Consider the following 17,286-nt stretch of genomic DNA (forward strand, 5'->3'; position numbering starts at 1 on the left):
GAAGGAACTTGCCAATATCCTCCCCTTTCTTCCTAAAAACCTATTTATTTCGCTCTTCAATCCATTTTCGCGCGTTCACGAATGCTTCCATCCATGGCGAAACTTCGTCCTTGCGTCCTTCCGGATAATTTGCCCAATGCCACTGAAAGAGCGACCGCTCGATATGGGGCATAGTCACCAAATGGCGGCCTGAGTTGTCGCAAAGGATGGCAGTATTATAATCCGACCCATTCGGATTAGCCGGGTAAGTCTCGTAGCCGTATTTGGAAACGATATTGTATTGATTCTCAGCTAAAGGCAATTGGAAGCGGCCTTCCCCGTGTGACACCCACACGCCCAGAGTCGCTCCCGCAAGCGAGGAAAGCATAACCGAGTTATTGGGCTGGACAGTCATTGAAGTGAAAATACTCTCGTGCTTATGACTCGCATTGTGCAGCATTTTCGGTTTTTGTTCATGATCCGGGTTGATGAGGCCGAGCTCGATAAAGAGCTGACAACCGTTACAGATGCCGACAGACAGCGTGTCATCGCGTTTGAAGAAGTTTTCGAGCGCGATTTTAGCTTTTTCGTTGTACAAAAATGCACCGGCCCAGCCTTTGGCAGAGCCCAAAACGTCAGAATTAGAGAAACCTCCTACGGCTCCGATGAACTGGATATCTTCCAGGGTCTCACGGCCGGAAATAAGATCGGTCATGTGGACGTCTTTTACATCGAAACCAGCGAGGTACATGGCGTTGGCAAGCTCACGTTCGGAATTACTGCCCTTTTCGCGGAGTACTGCGGCTTTCGGGCGTGGTTTAGAAGCGTCGATCACTGGCTTCTTGCCGTCGAACTGCGCAGGGAATTTGTAGCGCAGCACATGGTGCTTGTAGTTGTCGAAACGCTCTTTCGCGAGGCCGTTGCCTGTTTGCTTTTGGTCTAACAAATAAGAAGTTTTGAACCAAACATCGCGCAGACGGTCGATATCAAAGTCCCATTTGCCTGTCGCGTCTTTCACTGTCAGCGTCGAAGCGAGATTCACGGTCCCGATCTTGTGGAATGCAACCCCGCTTTCCGCGAGCACGGCTTCGGCCGATTCGTCAGCCTGGAATACGATACCGATGTTTTCTGAGAACAATTTCTCTATAATGTCCTGATCGCCGAGTACAGACAAATCAATGGATGCACCCAAATCACGATCCGCGAAGCACATTTCAAGCAATGTGGTGATCAAACCACCGCTGCCAATATCGTGACCCGCCTGGATTTTTCCGGCTTTGATCAATTGCTGGATCGCATTGAATGTCGTCTTGAACTGCGCGGCGTCCTGGATATCGGGCGTTTCTGAACCGATTTTGTTCAGGATTTGGGCCAGAGATGAGCCACCAAGTTTGAAACGATCACCCGACAGGTTGATATAATAAATAGAACCGCCCGATTTGCGCAGTACCGGCTCCACAACAGCTGTAATGTCGTCGCAATGGCCACCCGCCGAAATGATGACGGTACCCGGTGCGATCACGTCGCCATCTTTGTATTTCTGCTTCATCGACAGGGAGTCTTTTCCCGTCGGGATGTTGATGCCAAGGCTGATGGCAAAATCGGAGCAAGCTTGCACGGCTTTGTACAAACGCGCGTCCTCTCCTTCATTCTTGCATGCCCACATCCAGTTAGCCGAAAGCGAAACCGTTGCCAGTCCGTCTTTCAAGGGCGCCCAAACGATGTTGGAAAGTGCTTCGGCTACCGCATTGCGGCTGCCGGCCGCCGGATCGATCAATGCCGAAAGCGGTGCATGACCGATGGAAGTTGCGATACCGTCCTTTCCCTGGAAGTCGAGCGCCATTACGCCGACGTTATTCAATGGCAATTGCAGCGGTCCGGCAGTTTGCTGCTTGGCCACGTGCCCGCCTACGCAGCGATCCACCTTGTTGGTCAACCAGTCTTTCGAGGCGACTGCTTCAAGTTGCAGCAACTGTTCCAGGTATTGATGCAGTTTCGAGGTCTCGTATTGAACGGGCTCATAAGTGCGATCCACTGTTTTGTCGTGCATATAAGTCTTAGGCGAGCTACCGAACATTTCGTCCATCGCAAGGTCCATCGGCTTAGCACCAGTGGTCGAGGATTCGAATGTGAAACGGTGGTCGCCGGTCACCTCTCCCACTGTATACATCGGCGCGCGTTCGCGATCGGCGATGCGTTGCAGGAAGTCGATATCATCTTGGCTGATTACCAGGCCCATTCGTTCCTGGGATTCGTTGCCAATGATCTCTTTGGCTGAAAGCGTAGGGTCTCCTACCGGCAGCTTATCGAGGTCTATCTTGCCGCCCGTTTCCTCCACTAGCTCAGACAAACAGTTCAAATGTCCGCCCGCACCGTGGTCGTGGATCGAAATAATTGTATTGTTTCCGCTTTCAACCATCCCACGCACTGCATTGGCAACACGTTTCTGCATTTCCGGGTTGGAGCGCTGGATCGCATTCAGCTCGATTCCCGAACCGAACGCGCCGGTATCAGCAGACGAAACAGCCGCACCGCCCATGCCGATCCGGTAGTTCTCCCCACCCATTACCACCACTTTGTCGCCGGTGACAGGGGTATGTTTTTTGGCCTGTTCGGCTTTTCCGTAGCCAATACCGCCTGCTTGCATGATCACTTTGTCATAACCCAGCGTGCGACCGCCTTCCTCGTGTTCGAATGTAAGCACCGAGCCAACGATCAACGGCTGGCCAAACTTGTTACCAAAATCCGTAGCGCCGTTAGATGCCTTAATAAGAATGTCCATGGGCGTCTGGTAAAGCCATTGGCGCTCCTCAACTCCTTTTTCCCACGCCCGGTTTTCTTCCAGTCGCGAGAACGCTGTCATATATACTGCCGTACCCGCAAGCGGAATAGAACCTTGGCCGCCGGCAAGGCGGTCACGGATTTCGCCTCCCGAACCCGTTGCAGCACCATTAAAAGGCTCGACCGTGGTCGGGAAGTTATGGGTTTCCGCTTTTAGGGAAAGGACAGACTCAAAATCCTTTATTTCGTAATATTCCGGCACGTCCGGGCATTTAGGCGCAAATTGTTGTACTACCGGGCCTTTCAGAAATGCTACATTGTCTTTGTAAGCCGAGACAATCGAGTTCGGATTGGTTTCGGATGTTTTACGGATTAGCTTGAAAAGTGAAAGAGGTTGCTCCTGGCCGTCGATCACAAATACCCCGTTGAAGATCTTGTGGCGGCAGTGCTCGGAATTGACCTGTGAGAAGCCGAATACTTCAGAGTCGGTCAGCTTGCGGCCAAGCTTTTCGGAGAGACCAATGAGATAGTCGACTTCCTCTTCATTCAACGCAAGGCCTTCCTGCTTGTTATAGGCAGCAATATCGTCGATTTCCTGAACTTTTTCAGGTTTGATATTGATGGTGTAAATATCCTGGCTCAGTTGGCTGTATTTCTGCGAGAGCATCGGATCGAAGTCCTCAAAATCAGCGCCTACCTTCTTGAACTCCTCGATGCGAACAATGCCTTCCAAACCCATATTCTGGGTAATCTCGACGGCATTGGTGCTCCATGGTGTAATCATGGCAGCGCGGGGCCCAACGAAATAGTCTGTGAGAACGGTCTCCTTCCGGAGTTCTGCGCCGCCGAAAAGCCAGCTTAATTTAGAGGAATCGGAGGCAGTGAGCGTTCGCTCGGTTTGTAGTGCAAAGACGGTGTCGTCCCCGCAAGTGAAGAAGTAAATCATGATGTCCAATTAAGGCGCAAAGGTACGTCTTTTTTACTTTTTAAACCAGGCAATGAATTACCTGGTTTAAAAAACGTCCGTGCCTCTGGGCTCTTCGAACGATAAGTGCCGGAGGCACAAATGAGCAAACCGCTCGGCTCAATAAGCCAGCAACCTCCCGCAAGTCACTACCGCAACCCAAACCACAATCGAAATACCTGCGCAGAGCCGTGCCATCCCCGGCATATCACCCGAAGCACCGCGGAATTTGAACGGCTCGTAAACAAACCGGTGAAATACGAATACATTCAGCCCGGCAAACAATATCAGCCCGACCTTCGTCCAGAAAACCGGATCGGCGCCGAGCGCCTGTGCATTGGTAATGAAGAGCAGCAGGCCGGAAGGAATAATGAGTATCAGCCCCCGCTGCGACCAGGGCAACAAATGCTTCGACAAGCCGGTAACAGGCAGGTTACGCGAAAAACCCAGCAGGCGCAGATCGAAAAGGAACGCTGCGCCTACGAGTAGCACAATGCCTAATATATGTACGATCTCCAAGGCCGGGTATAACCACAGCGATTGCCTGATGCTTACAGCCCATGCGGATTTTTCCAGCCATTCGAGCCATTGATGATACGACTGCACGCCTAGCGAAGTTCGTATTTATCATTTCCCACAAAAATGCGTTCAGCGCGCATTTCGTTTTTTTCGGTTTTGTGCGGGTAGGCGACAAAACGGATCGTCGTGCCTTTTTTGATCATATCCGCATTCAATCCGCGTGATTCCATTCGGGTAACGGGTGCGAGGTACACAGTGGTGAGTTCCTTGTTGTACTTCACTTTGGCCAATACGTGCGGGTTCTCATAGGTAAGATCTTCGATTTTGGCTTTAAAATCGGTTGGTTTGGTCTGGTCGTAGTCGGCCCAGCCGTGGTGCAGGACGGTGAACGAAGCGCAGATGAGAAGCGCAATTGCAAGCGAAACATTTTTGAGCTTAGCCATAACCTGTTGAATTTAGTATAGTTAAATGTAACCAAATCATTCGTTTTAAAAAACCGGACCAAATAGAAAGCAACTGAAAGCACGACCAAAATGTTTTCCGCTATATTTGCCCGGTCACCAACTCAATACTTCATCTTGAAACATCTGCTCCTTTTCGCGCTGCTCGCTGCAACTACCCACACTTTCGCACAGGACGGCCGGTTGCCACTCGATTCCAAAAATAGCATTAACTACACCGATTCCGGCCAGCCCAAACTCGGCAAAGCCGAATTGCATCAAAAAGTCAGGGAATGGGTCGAAAAAAAGTTTGGGAACGCAGAGAATGCGATCACCAGCGACGACAAACAGGCAGGCATCATACTTATCACCAGCTACATACCGGTTATTCATTCAGATTACCAATATGTTCGTTTCGATTTGGGCGTTCAATATAAAGACAACCAATATGACGCACGCATCACCACGCTCGACGGCGTCTCTGCCGAGCATAGCCCAGTGCGCCTGAATGCAAAGGAAAACGATAATATTACAGCCAAAGAGCAAATCGCTAAAACTGAAAATAATCGTAAAAAACGCAAGGACGCCGAACTAGCTCTTCAATTAGCAAAAGCCGACAATGACGGCATCAACACATCATTGTATAACCTGTTGGCCGATCTTAAGACATACATCGTCGGCTCAAAGGCAGACTAGAACCGGGTATTATTTCAACCCCTTCCATTTCTTCATCAGCATTTGCGCGATCACCTCGTAGCCCTTGTCGGAGGGGTGTAGGCCGTCGTAAGTCATGTCGCTAGCTTCTACGGGATATGGGTATTCGTCAGATTCGGGATTAAAGGGAACATCCACGTAACTGGGGTAAACGAAGTCCTTATAGAGGCCAGTCTGGGGGTCTTTTAGTCTTTTAAAACGTACCATATTGTCCAGATTGATACCACTATCATGGTATAGATCCACAACCGGCATCCTCCCTTCTCGTCCGATCTCGAGTATTGCGTTGGCAAATTGTTCCAGCGTCTGCTCTTTTTTGGACTTATAAGAGCCAAATGCGTTGTTTTTATAGCTATTGATATACACGAAATCCCCACGTTGCATCGGCGTAATGAGTATAATTTTCGCCTTTTTGTTGAGCTGGCTCAGTTTATCGGTAATAACCCTGAACGCGCCGTAGACCGTACCATTGCCTTTTGCTTCCTTATAGTCGGTGAGTGTGCCGAGCGGCTTTCCCTGCCACCAGTCGTTGGTACCGAGGAAAACTGTGTACACATCGGCCTGTACAAGCCCGAGCGATTCGATCTTGTCGGCGATATTTACTGAGGTCCAGCCGTTATGCCCCTGGTTGATATAGGTAATCTGCGGAAATTTCTCAGAGATCAGGGTAAGATACCCTTTCGTGACCCGATTCCCGGTTTCGTTTTGATGATCGTTCAGGTAGGTAATCGAATCACCGATGGCGACCCAGGTAATTTTTCGCGGTTTTGATGCCGCAACAATAAATAAAAGCAGCAGAAGTAGCAGAGATCTTTTCATCAACTCCAAATATTAGAATTTTCTGAAAGTTAACTGAACCATCGTTCCATTGCAAATCAAACCCTTCTCAATCCTCACGAGGGAGACCAGAGATCTGTGGCATGATTACTAAAATGGAGTCAAATTTAATTCATATGCAATGAATTTATTCTACACAAATACTACACTATTCGACAACCCTTTTTAGCCGGCCAAAAGCCAACCGCTACTATTAAATGGTTACAATAGACCCATAATAGGCATATTATTGACAAATCAAATTGTAGAAATCTATGTCTCGTTTCGGATTTGACCCTGACTAATAAGTTAGGCTTTACCGGCCAATGCAATGAACAAGCATCGATTATAGAATTTGTTTTCTATTTAATGTCGCACTAATATTACAACATCTTGCAAGGTGTGGGACAGCCGAAAACCACTTGAAACGAGTAGGCAACAAAACACAAACCTCATCAATATCATGGTAGGAATTGGACTTTCTCTTACTCAGCTTCTTTTATGGCTTGATTCTGTACTTCCTAATGTTTCTGTTATCCTTACCTGGTAATAGCCAAAGACATTAAAAACGAGGCCGTACTCTTGTGAGACGGCCTCGTTGCTTTTTATACGGCACAGCGGGTTACTTTTCGGTTCAGGCGAAAAAGCTAGGACGTTGCAAATATTCCGGATGCCAGCTTGCGTCGCGGCGACGCAGTGCACGTGCGACAGTCAGGATAGCTTCTTCACGGTTACGCTGGTGCTCGTCGGAGCCCTGGCCGCCGAGATATTCTCCCACGATCTCCCATTCAAACGAATCGGTGCGGGAATCGTAAATACCCACAGGCACGCGGTTCTCATCAGTGAGCATCAAACTCTGAACCAGTTGCGCCTCTTCTTGCGTCGGACAACCCACATGCTGGTATTGATCGTTCAACGTATATAGGACCGAATACCGGTTTGCTGAATATTCCTCCTCTTTCACTTGTGTGCGGTCGTTGAAAAACTGACCCAGAAATGCCCGGAAACCTACCGGTGCATGAGTACTTCTACGCTTATTTACTTGTTTCATGGTATTGAATTTTACTAAATGCCCATCGGGCGATATTTTCAGGAGGTTTTTAGTGAATCTGATAATGGCTCATAAAACAACGGTAAAATACTAAATTATATTTATCAGTCACAATGCATTTTTTAAAACAACTTCTCCGCTACATCTATTAACTATTATTGTATATCAATAGTTTACAAAACTACTAATTCTTCCCTGATTTGCTCAAAATTCTTCATATACCCGTTTCTATTTATTAAAATAATACAATTTTTAAGCAACCTTAACCTCCCAGGAAATTACTACCGCATAAAAAAATCGCCGACAGGGATGCTTCCCCATCAGCGATCACTTGCCGTTTGGTACTGGGTCAATGCTGCATGCCTGATGCAGCCTGCGGCCTACGCCACCTGCATATATGCTTCCTCAATGAGCCTCTTAATGTCTTCCTCGCATTCTTTCACGCGAATGGAAATACTGGTGCCGAGAAAAATTGTGCACCCATGGCTATACCCCATGTAGTATAGAATTTTCTCAACGCTTACATTCAGGCTTTCGTCGAATTCTCCGGTAACTTTTATGAAAGGCATCATGGTCTGAGTAATTTTTTGATTTACTGAATATAGTCAATTTGCTTTGATTATACATGTTTTTTATCAAATAATTCATATAAAACTTTTGATCTGGGCGTGGTGTGATTTTTTAAGGGCGCACTGCATCAGCAAACCGAACTTCCGATGGAAACCATCACAGACAACAATCCGGCAGACATCGATCACCTCTGGTGGCAAACCTGCGTAATCTACCAGATTTACCCCCGCTCGTTTCAGGATGCGAACGGCGATGGCATCGGCGACCTCAAAGGCATCGTCCAACGGCTCGACTACCTGCAATGGCTGGGGGTGGATTGCGTATGGCTGTCGCCCATCTACCCCTCGCCAATGGCCGATTTCGGATATGACATCTCCGACTACCAGGGCGTTCACCCGCTGTTTGGCACGATGGAAGATTTCGACGAGTTATTGGAGCAGGTCCACCGCCGGGGCATGAAACTGATCCTGGATCTTGTCCCGAATCACACGTCCGACCAACACCCGTGGTTTCTCGAATCACGCTCGTCGAGGGACAGCCCCAAGCGCGACTGGTACATCTGGCAAGAACCTGGCGAGAATGGCGCATTGCCCAATAACTGGCTCAGCGTTTTCGGCGGCCACGCCTGGGAATTGGACCCAGCGACCCGACAATACTATTATCACGCCTTCCTGAAACAGCAGCCCGACCTCAACTGGCGCAATCCCGAGGTTCACGAGGCGATGACGGACGTCATGCACTTTTGGCTCCTGAAGGGCGTCGACGGTTTTCGCGTGGATGTAATGTGGCACATAATCAAGGATGCGCAGCTACGCAACAATCCGGTGGTAGCCAATTCTCCATTTGATGAAAACGACTTGATCTACGAATACCACGATCCGGCATATTCCACCGACCAGCCGGAAGTCCATGAGATCGTGCGGATGATGCGGCGGACAACAAACCAGTACGACGACCGTGTACTGATCGGAGAGATATACCTGCCCATTCACAAGCTGATCACTTACTACGGCGCCGACAAATCGGAGGCACACCTTCCATTCAATTTCCAGCTGCTTGCATTACCCTGGGATTCGGAACAAATTGCCCGGGCCGTCGAGGAATACGAAGGTGCATTACCGATGGACGGCTGGCCCAACTGGGTGCTCGGCAACCATGATCGGCCGCGCATAGCCAGCCGCGTGGGTCGCTCCCAGGCGCGTGTGGCCGCAATGCTCCTGCTCACGCTGCGCGGGACGCCTACCTTATATTATGGTGATGAGATCGGTATGCGCGATGTGCCGATCCCGCAAGACGAGCTCGTGGATCCACAGGGCCTCTATATGCCAGACCGTAACGTAAGCCGCGACCCTGCACGTACGCCTATGCAATGGAACACGGATGAGTTTGCAGGGTTTTCGGGGAGTAAGCCCTGGCTGCGCCTTCCTCGTAGCTTCCGCCGGGTAAATGTAGAATTACAAAAAGAGGATCCGGACTCGATGCTGTCCTTCTACCACAGCCTTATTACGCTTCGCAAAAGGCAACCTGCTTTTCAAACAGGCAAATATACCCCAGTCTATTCGGATAAACAGCTGCTCGCCTTTATTCGCGAAAACGACACCGACCGTTTCCTGGTGGTGCTCAACCTCAGCCATAGGCCCGGCTATTTACTGCCTAAAAATGAAACTTTTGATGGAGAAATCATCATCAGCACCGAGGCGGAGCGGATCGGGTTACGCACTGAAAACAATCTGCTTTTGAGTGGAGATGAGGGATTGATCGTAAAATTGGAACGTTGAGTGCGGCTACTATGCTTTTTCCAGCAGCTCTTTCAAAACCAGCGCCTGGTTACGGTCTTCTGTTTTGGCCGAAAAAAGCAAGGTAACAACCTGATTTTCTACAACCAGCGAGCGCAATGCATTCAATGCGTCCGAACCTTTCAGTTCCTCCCGGTAACGGGCGCCGAACTCGTCCCATTGTTCCATGTTGGCATGAAACCAGGTTCGCAGCTCGTTGGAGGGCGCTACTTCTTTCATCCAGCGGTCGATACGGGCCGCTTCCTTGGTGAGGCCCCGCGGCCACAGGCGGTCTACCAATACACGGTAGCCGTCGGTGGCCGCTGCGGGTTCATAAATGCGTTTTGTTTGGACTGCCATACGTTATTGATTTAAAGGTTTTACATCCCTTTAAAGTTAGCCATGGGAGCCGGTTCGCGGCCAGTTTTGAAAATATTTTTTATCCTGAATTCACCCTCGGTGGGAGACGAGCGCAATACCACCGGACAACCTTCCGTACGCATATTTCGACTGATTTGATCAAACAAAATAAGCCGGTCGCGATCCCAGACCAGTTAATATTTCCCGCCAGGTTTGTAGCATTTCACGCCAACCGTTAGTTCAAGTTCCTGAATGCGCTCGGCGATTTGCCGGTTTTGGTTTTGAATATTTTGGTAAAATGAGAAGGGTGCTCAAAACCGAGATCGTAAGCTATTTCGCTGATCGACTGCTCTGTCCCCCAGAGTAGCGATTTGGCTTTGTCGATCATCCTCAGGTGAATGTGCTCTTGGGTGGTTTTACCGGTGAATCGGTTGAGCAGATCAGAAAGGTAATTCGGCGAGAGGTTCAGCTCGGAAGCGAAGTATTTGACACCCGGCAGGCCGATATCAACCAACGTGTCCTTGGCAAAGTAATCGTTCAGCAGCCTTTCGAAATGCTGCACGAGGTCGTTACTAACCTTGGCGCGGGTGTAGAACTGGCGGTCGTAGAACCGATCGCAGTAGTTGAGCAGCAGCTCGATGTTGCCGGAAATGAGCCTGAGCGTATGCTTGTCGATATTCTGGGAATACTCCCGCTCGATCTTGGCCACACAATCGCGGATCAGTTGCTTTTCGTCGTCGGAAATGTGCAATGCTTCATTTACATCATAGTTAAAAAACGAGTATTGATGCATCTTTTGTCCAAGTTCGGTGGCATTGAGTAGGTCCGGATGGATGAACAGCGCCCATCCTTCCTCTACGCCTCCTTCCTCGATGCTGCCTGTTATGACCTGCCATGGCGCTGTGAACATGAGCGACCCTTCGCTGAAATCGTAATGTCCTTTGCCGTATTTCAATACACCGTGAATGCGCTTGCAGGAGATCGTGTAAAAACCAAACCGGAAGGCCGTAAGCTGCCGCGGACACTGCGCGTAGAAACGGGTATTGTCGATCAGGCTGATCAGCGGATGCTTGGGACTGGGGGCGCCTACGTATTTGTGCAGGCCGCTAATAGACTCGATATCAAGATACTGGCTGGTCATAACAGTGAAACGGCTGAATAATAACTGCTAAATGTGGGCGGCAATGAGGTTTTTGATCGCGAGATCATCCATTTCCTTTCTGGCTTGGAGCAACTGCACTGCATCGGCGCCCACCGGATAACGCAACTGCTCGGAGTGGTCGTTGGCCGCCTGATATATTGCTTCGGCTACCTCCCAAATTCGATCCGACATCGGCCAATTGTCCACTTGTGCTGCGAAGGCATCGTAAGCAGGCATATAGTCCAACAAATCACCGGCGCCAAAAGTTGCCAGCGACCTGCCTGCAAAATCCGTTCTATAACCGCCCGGTTCCACAATCTTTACCCTAATACCCAGCGGTTCGAGCTCGTATTGCAGAGATTCCGAAATCCCTTCCACCGCATATTTGGTAGCATGGTAAAGCGTCGAGAACGGAAAGGCAATCCGTCCACCCATCGACGACACATTGATGATCACCCCGCTCCTGTTGCTGCGCATATGCGGCAAGACCGCCTTGATCACCTCGATCACTCCAAACACATTCACATCGAACTGCTGGCGCACCACCTCTTCTGGGGCTGCTTCCAGCACACCCAGTGACCCGTATCCCGCATTATTGACCAATGCATCGATACCGCCAAAGCGCGCAACCCCTTCTCCAACTGCATGCTGAATGCTCTCGCTATCGGTAACGTCCAAACGTACGAGCATCACTTGATCGAGCCCGGCCAGTTCCGTTTCCTTCTCCGGCGAGCGCATCGAGGCGATCACATTCCACCCATTTTTTTGAAATAACCGCACCGCATCCTTCCCAAATCCCGAAGAAGCACCTGTAATCAAAACTGTCTTTGTCATCATTTTGGTTGTTTATTTGAATGATGCAAAGGTGGTTGGTCCAGAAGCGTCGGGCTTATAGATTTCTCGGGAAGACTTATACTTTTCAATAGAGACTTACCCGTCAGCCAAGCTATATTTTCCCTGCGTAAAGCACTGCTTGAAATCCTGGGCCGAGGGAAGTAAAAAGCCCCTCAAACGTGTGTTTGAAGGGCTTTTGCAAAGCTCTATATAAACCCTAATACCCCGGATTCTGTTTGAGATTGTTGTTAACGGCTATTTGTGGGCTTGGGATTGCGTACACAAGCGTTTTCGGGTCCGGATCGGCGGGTTTGATTTGCCCTGCGAGCAGGAACTTACCGTAACGGATCAGATCCTGTCTTCTCCAACCTTCCCAGTACAATTCTCTTGCGCGTTCATCAAGCAGGTTATCAAGGCTTAAGGTCGCCAACTTGGCTGCGCCACGGTTGGTCCGGATTGAGTTTACAATAGTGAGGGCGTCGGCAGCACCGCCCGGTGTTCCCCCGCGCAAAATCGCTTCCGCTTTCATCAATAGCACATCCGAATAACGGTAAACCACCCAGTCGTTGTTTCGCTGGCCTTTTGAAGCATAATCGAATGGATATTTAATAACCCGAATCCCCGCCGTTTCCAATGTAGCACCGCTGGTACGGATCGTAATGTCCCTTGTGAAAACCAGCGGTTGCGTGGCAGGGTTTCTGGCCATCAACGGCTTGTTTGTCACCCAGCTGGTCTGCTGCCCTTCCAGAAAACCAACGTTCTGGATCTTGTAGTTTTTGCTGCGGTTCGAAGTGGTATCGGCCGGATAGTTGTAATAAATACCTCTTCTTTCATCGCCAGCCGCGAATTTGTCGTAATAGTTAGAAAGCGTTGCCCAACCGTTCCATCCGCCCGGGGTCATGTTGTAATGTGAGACCGTCCAATAGGCCCTGTCCACACCGCCGCCCCGGACGCCTTCTTCATTGTATAGGGTGAAGATATTTTCAGTGGATTTGGTATTATTATCCGGAGCAAAATTGTCAAAATACTTGCCTGGAGCAGAGATTGTGTAGTCCTTAATCTCGTCGGCGAGCGCGACCACCTTACTCATATCAGCAGCATCGAATTTAGGATTTTGCCTATCCAGAAATGCTCCTTTGTTCAGATACACTTTCATCAGCAACACCCGCGCAGCATTTTTATTGGCAACATATGCCTGGCCGGTCGAAGGCAGATCTTTCATGATCGTATTTATTTCTGATATGATAAAGTCGATCGCTTCCTGTGGACCAAGCGTTTTGGGGAGCTCGCGAAAATCTTCCAGACTCTCACGATAAGGCACCACGCCCCACAAATCCAGTACGTCGAACATAGCCAGTGCCCGGATGAAGCGAGCTTCCGCTGCCTGCTGGGCCGAGGGTGCATAGCGCAACACATTGGAAGCTTGATAAATAGCTGTTAGCAATCCACCGAATGTATTACTCATATACGAATTATCGGCATTCCACGTATGCAGGTGAATGGCCCTGTGGGTTCCATTGTCATCCCAGTCGCCACCGCGAGTGGGTGCCACAGCCGCATCCGTAGAAAGCTCCTGCAAACACCACCGGTTGTCTTGCTGGTAAGGGCCGTTCAGTGACGAATAGGCGCTTATCAGCAGCTCAGCCGGATTAATGTTTCCTGTGGTACCCTTTTCTAATGCACTGCCGAGTTTCTCGTCGAGATCGGTGCAGGAAAGTAGCATTGAGCAACTTAAAATTGCCGCACAATATGATTTAAGTTTCATAAAATCTTTGTTTTTGATGAATTACAACGAGAAGTTTACGCCCAACAGGAATGTTCTTGCCGATGGGTAAGGAATGTATTCTATCCCAAGAGACGGAATTCCGCCGTTGGAACCATCGGTGTTTACTTCCGGGTCGAAACCTTTGTAGCCGGTCAGGACAAACAAATTCTGGCCGGTCAATGAAATGTTCAGGTTTTTGAAAACTTTCCCAATATTACCAACGCGGTAACTGAGCGTAACGTTAGACATTTTCATGTAATCACCTTTTTCAAGGTACCTGGTCGAAGGCGCCGCCGAGTTGGAAGTGGCTTCCTTGATATCCTTGTTGAAGAAATCCTTCGCAATGTTTTTGGTAGACAGGTTATTGATGCCCAGCACCGTTGCGAAGGTGTTATTAAACAGATAGTGCCCAAACGCGCCGTTCATATTGACCACTGCCGAGAACTTCCTGTAAGTCACGTCTGTGGAGAAGCCCAGCAGATATTTGGGGTTGGGGCTATGTACATAGAATTTGTTCTGTGCAGGGTCCACGGAAGTGCTTACGTTACCATCCGCTCCCTCGTACATACTGGTTCCGGTAGCCGGATCGAGGCCCGCATATTTGGCCAGGTACCAGACGTTGAGCGGCTGGCCGCTTACCATTCTTTGTCCTAAAACGCCCGAGAAGCCTTGTCCTCTCAACGCGGCGGTTTCATAGAAGCCAGGTAGGCCTGAAACGCTGTTTTTCAGGTAGGTTGCATTTGCAGAGACGTTCCAGGTCCAGTCTTTTGTTTCCAGTACCGTACCAGTCAACGCCAATTCCACTCCTTTGTTTACCACTTCTCCATCCAGATTGACCCAGATCTTACCACTTGGCGCAGGCTGGGCGAGTGTCCTTTCGAACAATCCGTCGGTCGTCTTTTTGTTGAAGAAATCGATCGAACCTACGATTTTGGATTGGAACAAACCAAAGTCAATTCCGCCGTTAAATGTCTCGGACGTTTCCCATTTAAGGTCCGGGTTTCCGAAATTGGCCTGACTGATGCTCTGCGTGCCAAACACGTAACGATCACGCGACGCGCCCGAATCAAACTCCCGGTTACCGGTTTTACCCCATCCCAGGCGCAGCTTCAAGCTATTGACCACGCTGTTGCCTTTCAGAAAAGACTCATTCGAGACGTTCCAGGCCAGTGCCAGCGCCGGGAAATTGGCGTACTTGTTGTTTTCTCCAAACTTGGTTGAGCCATCCCTGCGGATAGTACCGGTGAGCAGATACTTGTCCTGGTAGTTCAATCCAACACGCAAGAACAACGATTGCAACTGGTTGGTAGGTGATTTGTACGAATTGATTCCGCGGTTGCTGGCTACGGAGTAGTTCAGGTAATCGTAAAAATCCAGGCCGACATCAGTAAATCCGCTGCCGCTCAGGGAATTCCAGCTATTAGCATAATCCAAAAACTCGTAACCGGCCACCGCATTGATATTCAAATCTTTACTAATGTCCTTGTTGTAGCTCAGTGTCTGCGTTAGTTGCTGGTTGGTTTCCGAGTTATTCCCGATAAAAGCGAAACCGTTTCTTACCTGCGCCGGGTCAACCATTCCTGCTATGTACCTGCCTTTTCTGTTACCTGTCTGACGGGTAACGCTGTAAATAAGCTTGTATTCCAGATCGTCTGTGATCTTATAGGAAGGTGCGATACTGGCTACGGTCGTGTTGACAACGGCAATATCCTTATAAGCTTTCAGGGAGGTCAGCGGGTTGATCGTCGTTGGGCTCACATAGGTAAGCGAATCGGCGTTCACACGCAATGGACGGGTTGGGTTCCAGGTCAACGCCTGTGAGATTACATTACCGGTAAAACCTACGCCCACATCTATCGGTGCGAGGTTTTCGTTTGTTTGGGTGAACAACACGTTGAAATCAAGGCCGAGTTTTTTGCTTTCAAGGAACTTGAAACTGCTGTTAATGCTGGCCGTATATTTTTTGAGCCTGGAAGTTTCGATGATACCCTTCTGATCCATATAGCCGGCCGAAACGCGGTACTTGCCATTGTCGGTACCACCCGTGATGGCCATTGAATAGTTCTGAACAGGCGCCACGCGCGTTATCTCATCGAAAGCATTGACATTTCCTCCGAAATCAGCGCCTTTCAGGTCGTTGGGTGCATAAAACTGCACCGCTTCCCTGAATTCATTGGCACTCAACACTTCCGGTTTCCGCAAAAGGCTTGATACCCCGGTTGACGCATTGAGGCTGATTGTGGGAGCACCGGACGCCCCTCTTTTGGTGGTAATAATTACAACCCCGTTTGCACCGCGCGAACCATAGATGGCTGTCGCAGAAGCATCTTTAAGGATATCCATACTAGCGATGTCATTCGGATTCAGGTATGCAAGCGGGTTACCGCCGTCTGAGCCAAATCCCCCACTTCCACCCGGACGCGCCGAGCTACCTGAAAGCGGAATTCCGTCAAGGACAAACAAGGGATTGTTTCCGGCACGAATTGAAGAGTTTCCACGGATACGAACCGTGGTAGCACCACCCGGCTGACCTGTATTATTGATAACCATAACCCCTGGCGTGCGCCCCTGGATCAGCTGGTCGGGTGCTGTAATGACCCCCTTGTTAAAGTCTTTTGGTTGCAGTGAGACAACAGAACCTGTCACATCCTTTTTCTTGACAGATCCATAGCCGATCACGACTACTTCTTCCAAAGCCTTTATATCGTCGTTCAAAACCACATCGATGGTCGACTCGCTGCCAACCACTACTTCTTTGGAAGTGAACCCGATAAAACTAAACGCCAGCGTGGAAGCTGGTGGTGTAGTAATCGTATAGCCGCCCTCCATATCGCTGGATGTACCCTTGCTGGTTCCCTTGATCGTAATGGAAACCCCCGGCAAGGCATTACCCTTGCTATCTGTCACTTTTCCTTTGATAGCGATGTCCTGGGCGTACACCTTGCCCAGAAACAATGTACAAATCATGATCAACGCGCCAAGCCCTTTTATGCCATAAGACACGGACCTTTGCGCGTTCTCTCCGACGGGGCGAAAAAGACGCTGAGAAAAATTCATCATAAAGAAATTAGTTAGTGTTTGAAGAATGAAATAACGAGAGTCGGGCCATCAGGTGGCGGTCAGGTGGAAGCATACATGGAGTTTTTAGTTTTGGTTTTAGTTAGGCATTGGCAATAGTTCCCTGTTCACGCTAACGGGCAGCGTGCGTACGATCGTAGACGAAAGCAGGTCATAAAAGCAGAATGGGGTGTAAAGTCTAAGCAACGCTGCCACTCTGCTGAGTCGAAGAAGAAAGAAGCTTTAAGTCAATAAAAAGAGCATTATTCAAATAACAAATAACATTTACTGATTTAACCGAAGGTAAATTAATACAAATAGCTCGGATAATGCAATAGAAAAATTTAAAAGCTGACATTTTTGTCTACAAATTTATACTTAGCGCATTTTATCAAACTATTGTACAATATTGACATTAGAGAAATCCAAAAAGGATCATTGCAGGTCTGGGAGCTTTGACAATTGTGGGGCTAAGTGGGGTCAACCCGGCTCTTGTGTGACGATGTTTTGGCAATAGCCA

General features: G+C 49.2%; 13 protein-coding genes. 2 read left to right on the top strand and 11 right to left on the bottom strand.

Annotated features, from left to right (window positions below; all coding sequences use genetic code 11):
* Window positions 1-40: 40 nt before the first annotated feature.
* The 3 genes from purL to ACTJJJ_RS09920 form a co-directional block, all read right to left on the bottom strand.
* Window positions 41-3,706 carry a phosphoribosylformylglycinamidine synthase gene (gene purL, locus ACTJJJ_RS09910; protein ID WP_440701709.1) on the bottom strand — a complete coding sequence of 1,222 codons (3,666 nt, stop codon included), beginning with the start codon at window positions 3,704-3,706 and terminating at the stop codon, window positions 41-43.
* A gap of 138 nt (window positions 3,707-3,844) precedes the next feature.
* Entirely contained in the window at window positions 3,845-4,330 is a 486-nt protein-coding gene (locus ACTJJJ_RS09915; RefSeq protein WP_188928107.1) for a DUF6644 family protein, read from the bottom strand.
* Between the two features lie 2 nt (window positions 4,331-4,332).
* The gene (locus tag ACTJJJ_RS09920) at window positions 4,333-4,686 is read right to left on the bottom strand and encodes a DUF6152 family protein (protein ID WP_188928106.1); all 354 of its coding nucleotides are present in this window, start codon (window positions 4,684-4,686) and stop codon (window positions 4,333-4,335) included.
* A gap of 135 nt (window positions 4,687-4,821) precedes the next feature.
* Here ACTJJJ_RS09920 and ACTJJJ_RS09925 point away from each other — a divergent pair, with 135 nt between their 5' ends.
* Window positions 4,822-5,379 carry a DUF4468 domain-containing protein gene (locus ACTJJJ_RS09925; protein WP_229221209.1) on the top strand — a complete coding sequence of 186 codons (558 nt, stop codon included), beginning with the start codon at window positions 4,822-4,824 and terminating at the stop codon, window positions 5,377-5,379.
* 9 nt (window positions 5,380-5,388) lie between these two features.
* Here the strand turns inward: ACTJJJ_RS09925 and ACTJJJ_RS09930 are convergent, their stop codons facing one another.
* The 3 genes from ACTJJJ_RS09930 to ACTJJJ_RS09940 form a co-directional block, all read right to left on the bottom strand.
* Window positions 5,389-6,216 (bottom strand): SGNH/GDSL hydrolase family protein, encoded by an 828-nt coding sequence (locus tag ACTJJJ_RS09930; RefSeq protein ID WP_426293934.1) that lies wholly within the window; start codon window positions 6,214-6,216, stop codon window positions 5,389-5,391.
* Window positions 6,217-6,847: 631 nt separating this feature from the next.
* Window positions 6,848-7,264 (bottom strand): hypothetical protein, encoded by a 417-nt coding sequence (locus ACTJJJ_RS09935; RefSeq protein WP_426293933.1) that lies wholly within the window; start codon window positions 7,262-7,264, stop codon window positions 6,848-6,850.
* Window positions 7,265-7,644: 380 nt separating this feature from the next.
* Window positions 7,645-7,836, bottom strand: a complete 192-nt coding sequence (locus ACTJJJ_RS09940) for a hypothetical protein (protein WP_012779727.1) — start codon at window positions 7,834-7,836, stop codon at window positions 7,645-7,647.
* Window positions 7,837-7,980: 144 nt separating this feature from the next.
* Between ACTJJJ_RS09940 and ACTJJJ_RS09945 the strand changes: the two genes are divergently transcribed.
* On the top strand, window positions 7,981-9,612 hold the full coding sequence (locus ACTJJJ_RS09945) for an alpha-amylase family glycosyl hydrolase (protein ID WP_426293932.1): 1,632 nt from the start codon (window positions 7,981-7,983) through the stop codon (window positions 9,610-9,612).
* A 9-nt stretch (window positions 9,613-9,621) separates the two neighbouring features.
* On the opposite strand, the gene ACTJJJ_RS09950 is transcribed toward ACTJJJ_RS09945, so the two are convergent.
* The 5 genes from ACTJJJ_RS09950 to ACTJJJ_RS09970 form a co-directional block, all read right to left on the bottom strand.
* Entirely contained in the window at window positions 9,622-9,969 is a 348-nt protein-coding gene (locus ACTJJJ_RS09950) for a DUF488 domain-containing protein (protein WP_188928098.1), read from the bottom strand.
* A 235-nt stretch (window positions 9,970-10,204) separates the two neighbouring features.
* Window positions 10,205-11,110: a helix-turn-helix domain-containing protein gene (locus ACTJJJ_RS09955; protein ID WP_188928096.1), complete on the bottom strand. Its 906-nt coding sequence runs from the start codon at window positions 11,108-11,110 to the stop codon at window positions 10,205-10,207.
* A gap of 27 nt (window positions 11,111-11,137) precedes the next feature.
* Window positions 11,138-11,947, bottom strand: a complete 810-nt coding sequence (locus ACTJJJ_RS09960; protein ID WP_426293931.1) for an SDR family oxidoreductase — start codon at window positions 11,945-11,947, stop codon at window positions 11,138-11,140.
* A gap of 214 nt (window positions 11,948-12,161) precedes the next feature.
* On the bottom strand, window positions 12,162-13,667 hold the full coding sequence (locus tag ACTJJJ_RS09965; protein WP_229221201.1) for a RagB/SusD family nutrient uptake outer membrane protein: 1,506 nt from the start codon (window positions 13,665-13,667) through the stop codon (window positions 12,162-12,164).
* Window positions 13,668-13,730: 63 nt separating this feature from the next.
* A complete protein-coding gene (locus tag ACTJJJ_RS09970; protein ID WP_426293930.1) occupies window positions 13,731-16,769 on the bottom strand; it encodes a SusC/RagA family TonB-linked outer membrane protein in 3,039 nt (1,012 codons plus the stop codon).
* Between the last annotated feature and the right edge of the window lie 517 nt (window positions 16,770-17,286).

The sequence above is a fragment of the Dyadobacter sp. 22481 genome (genome assembly GCF_052044875.1).
Lineage (GTDB): Bacteria > Bacteroidota > Bacteroidia > Cytophagales > Spirosomataceae > Dyadobacter > Dyadobacter endophyticus.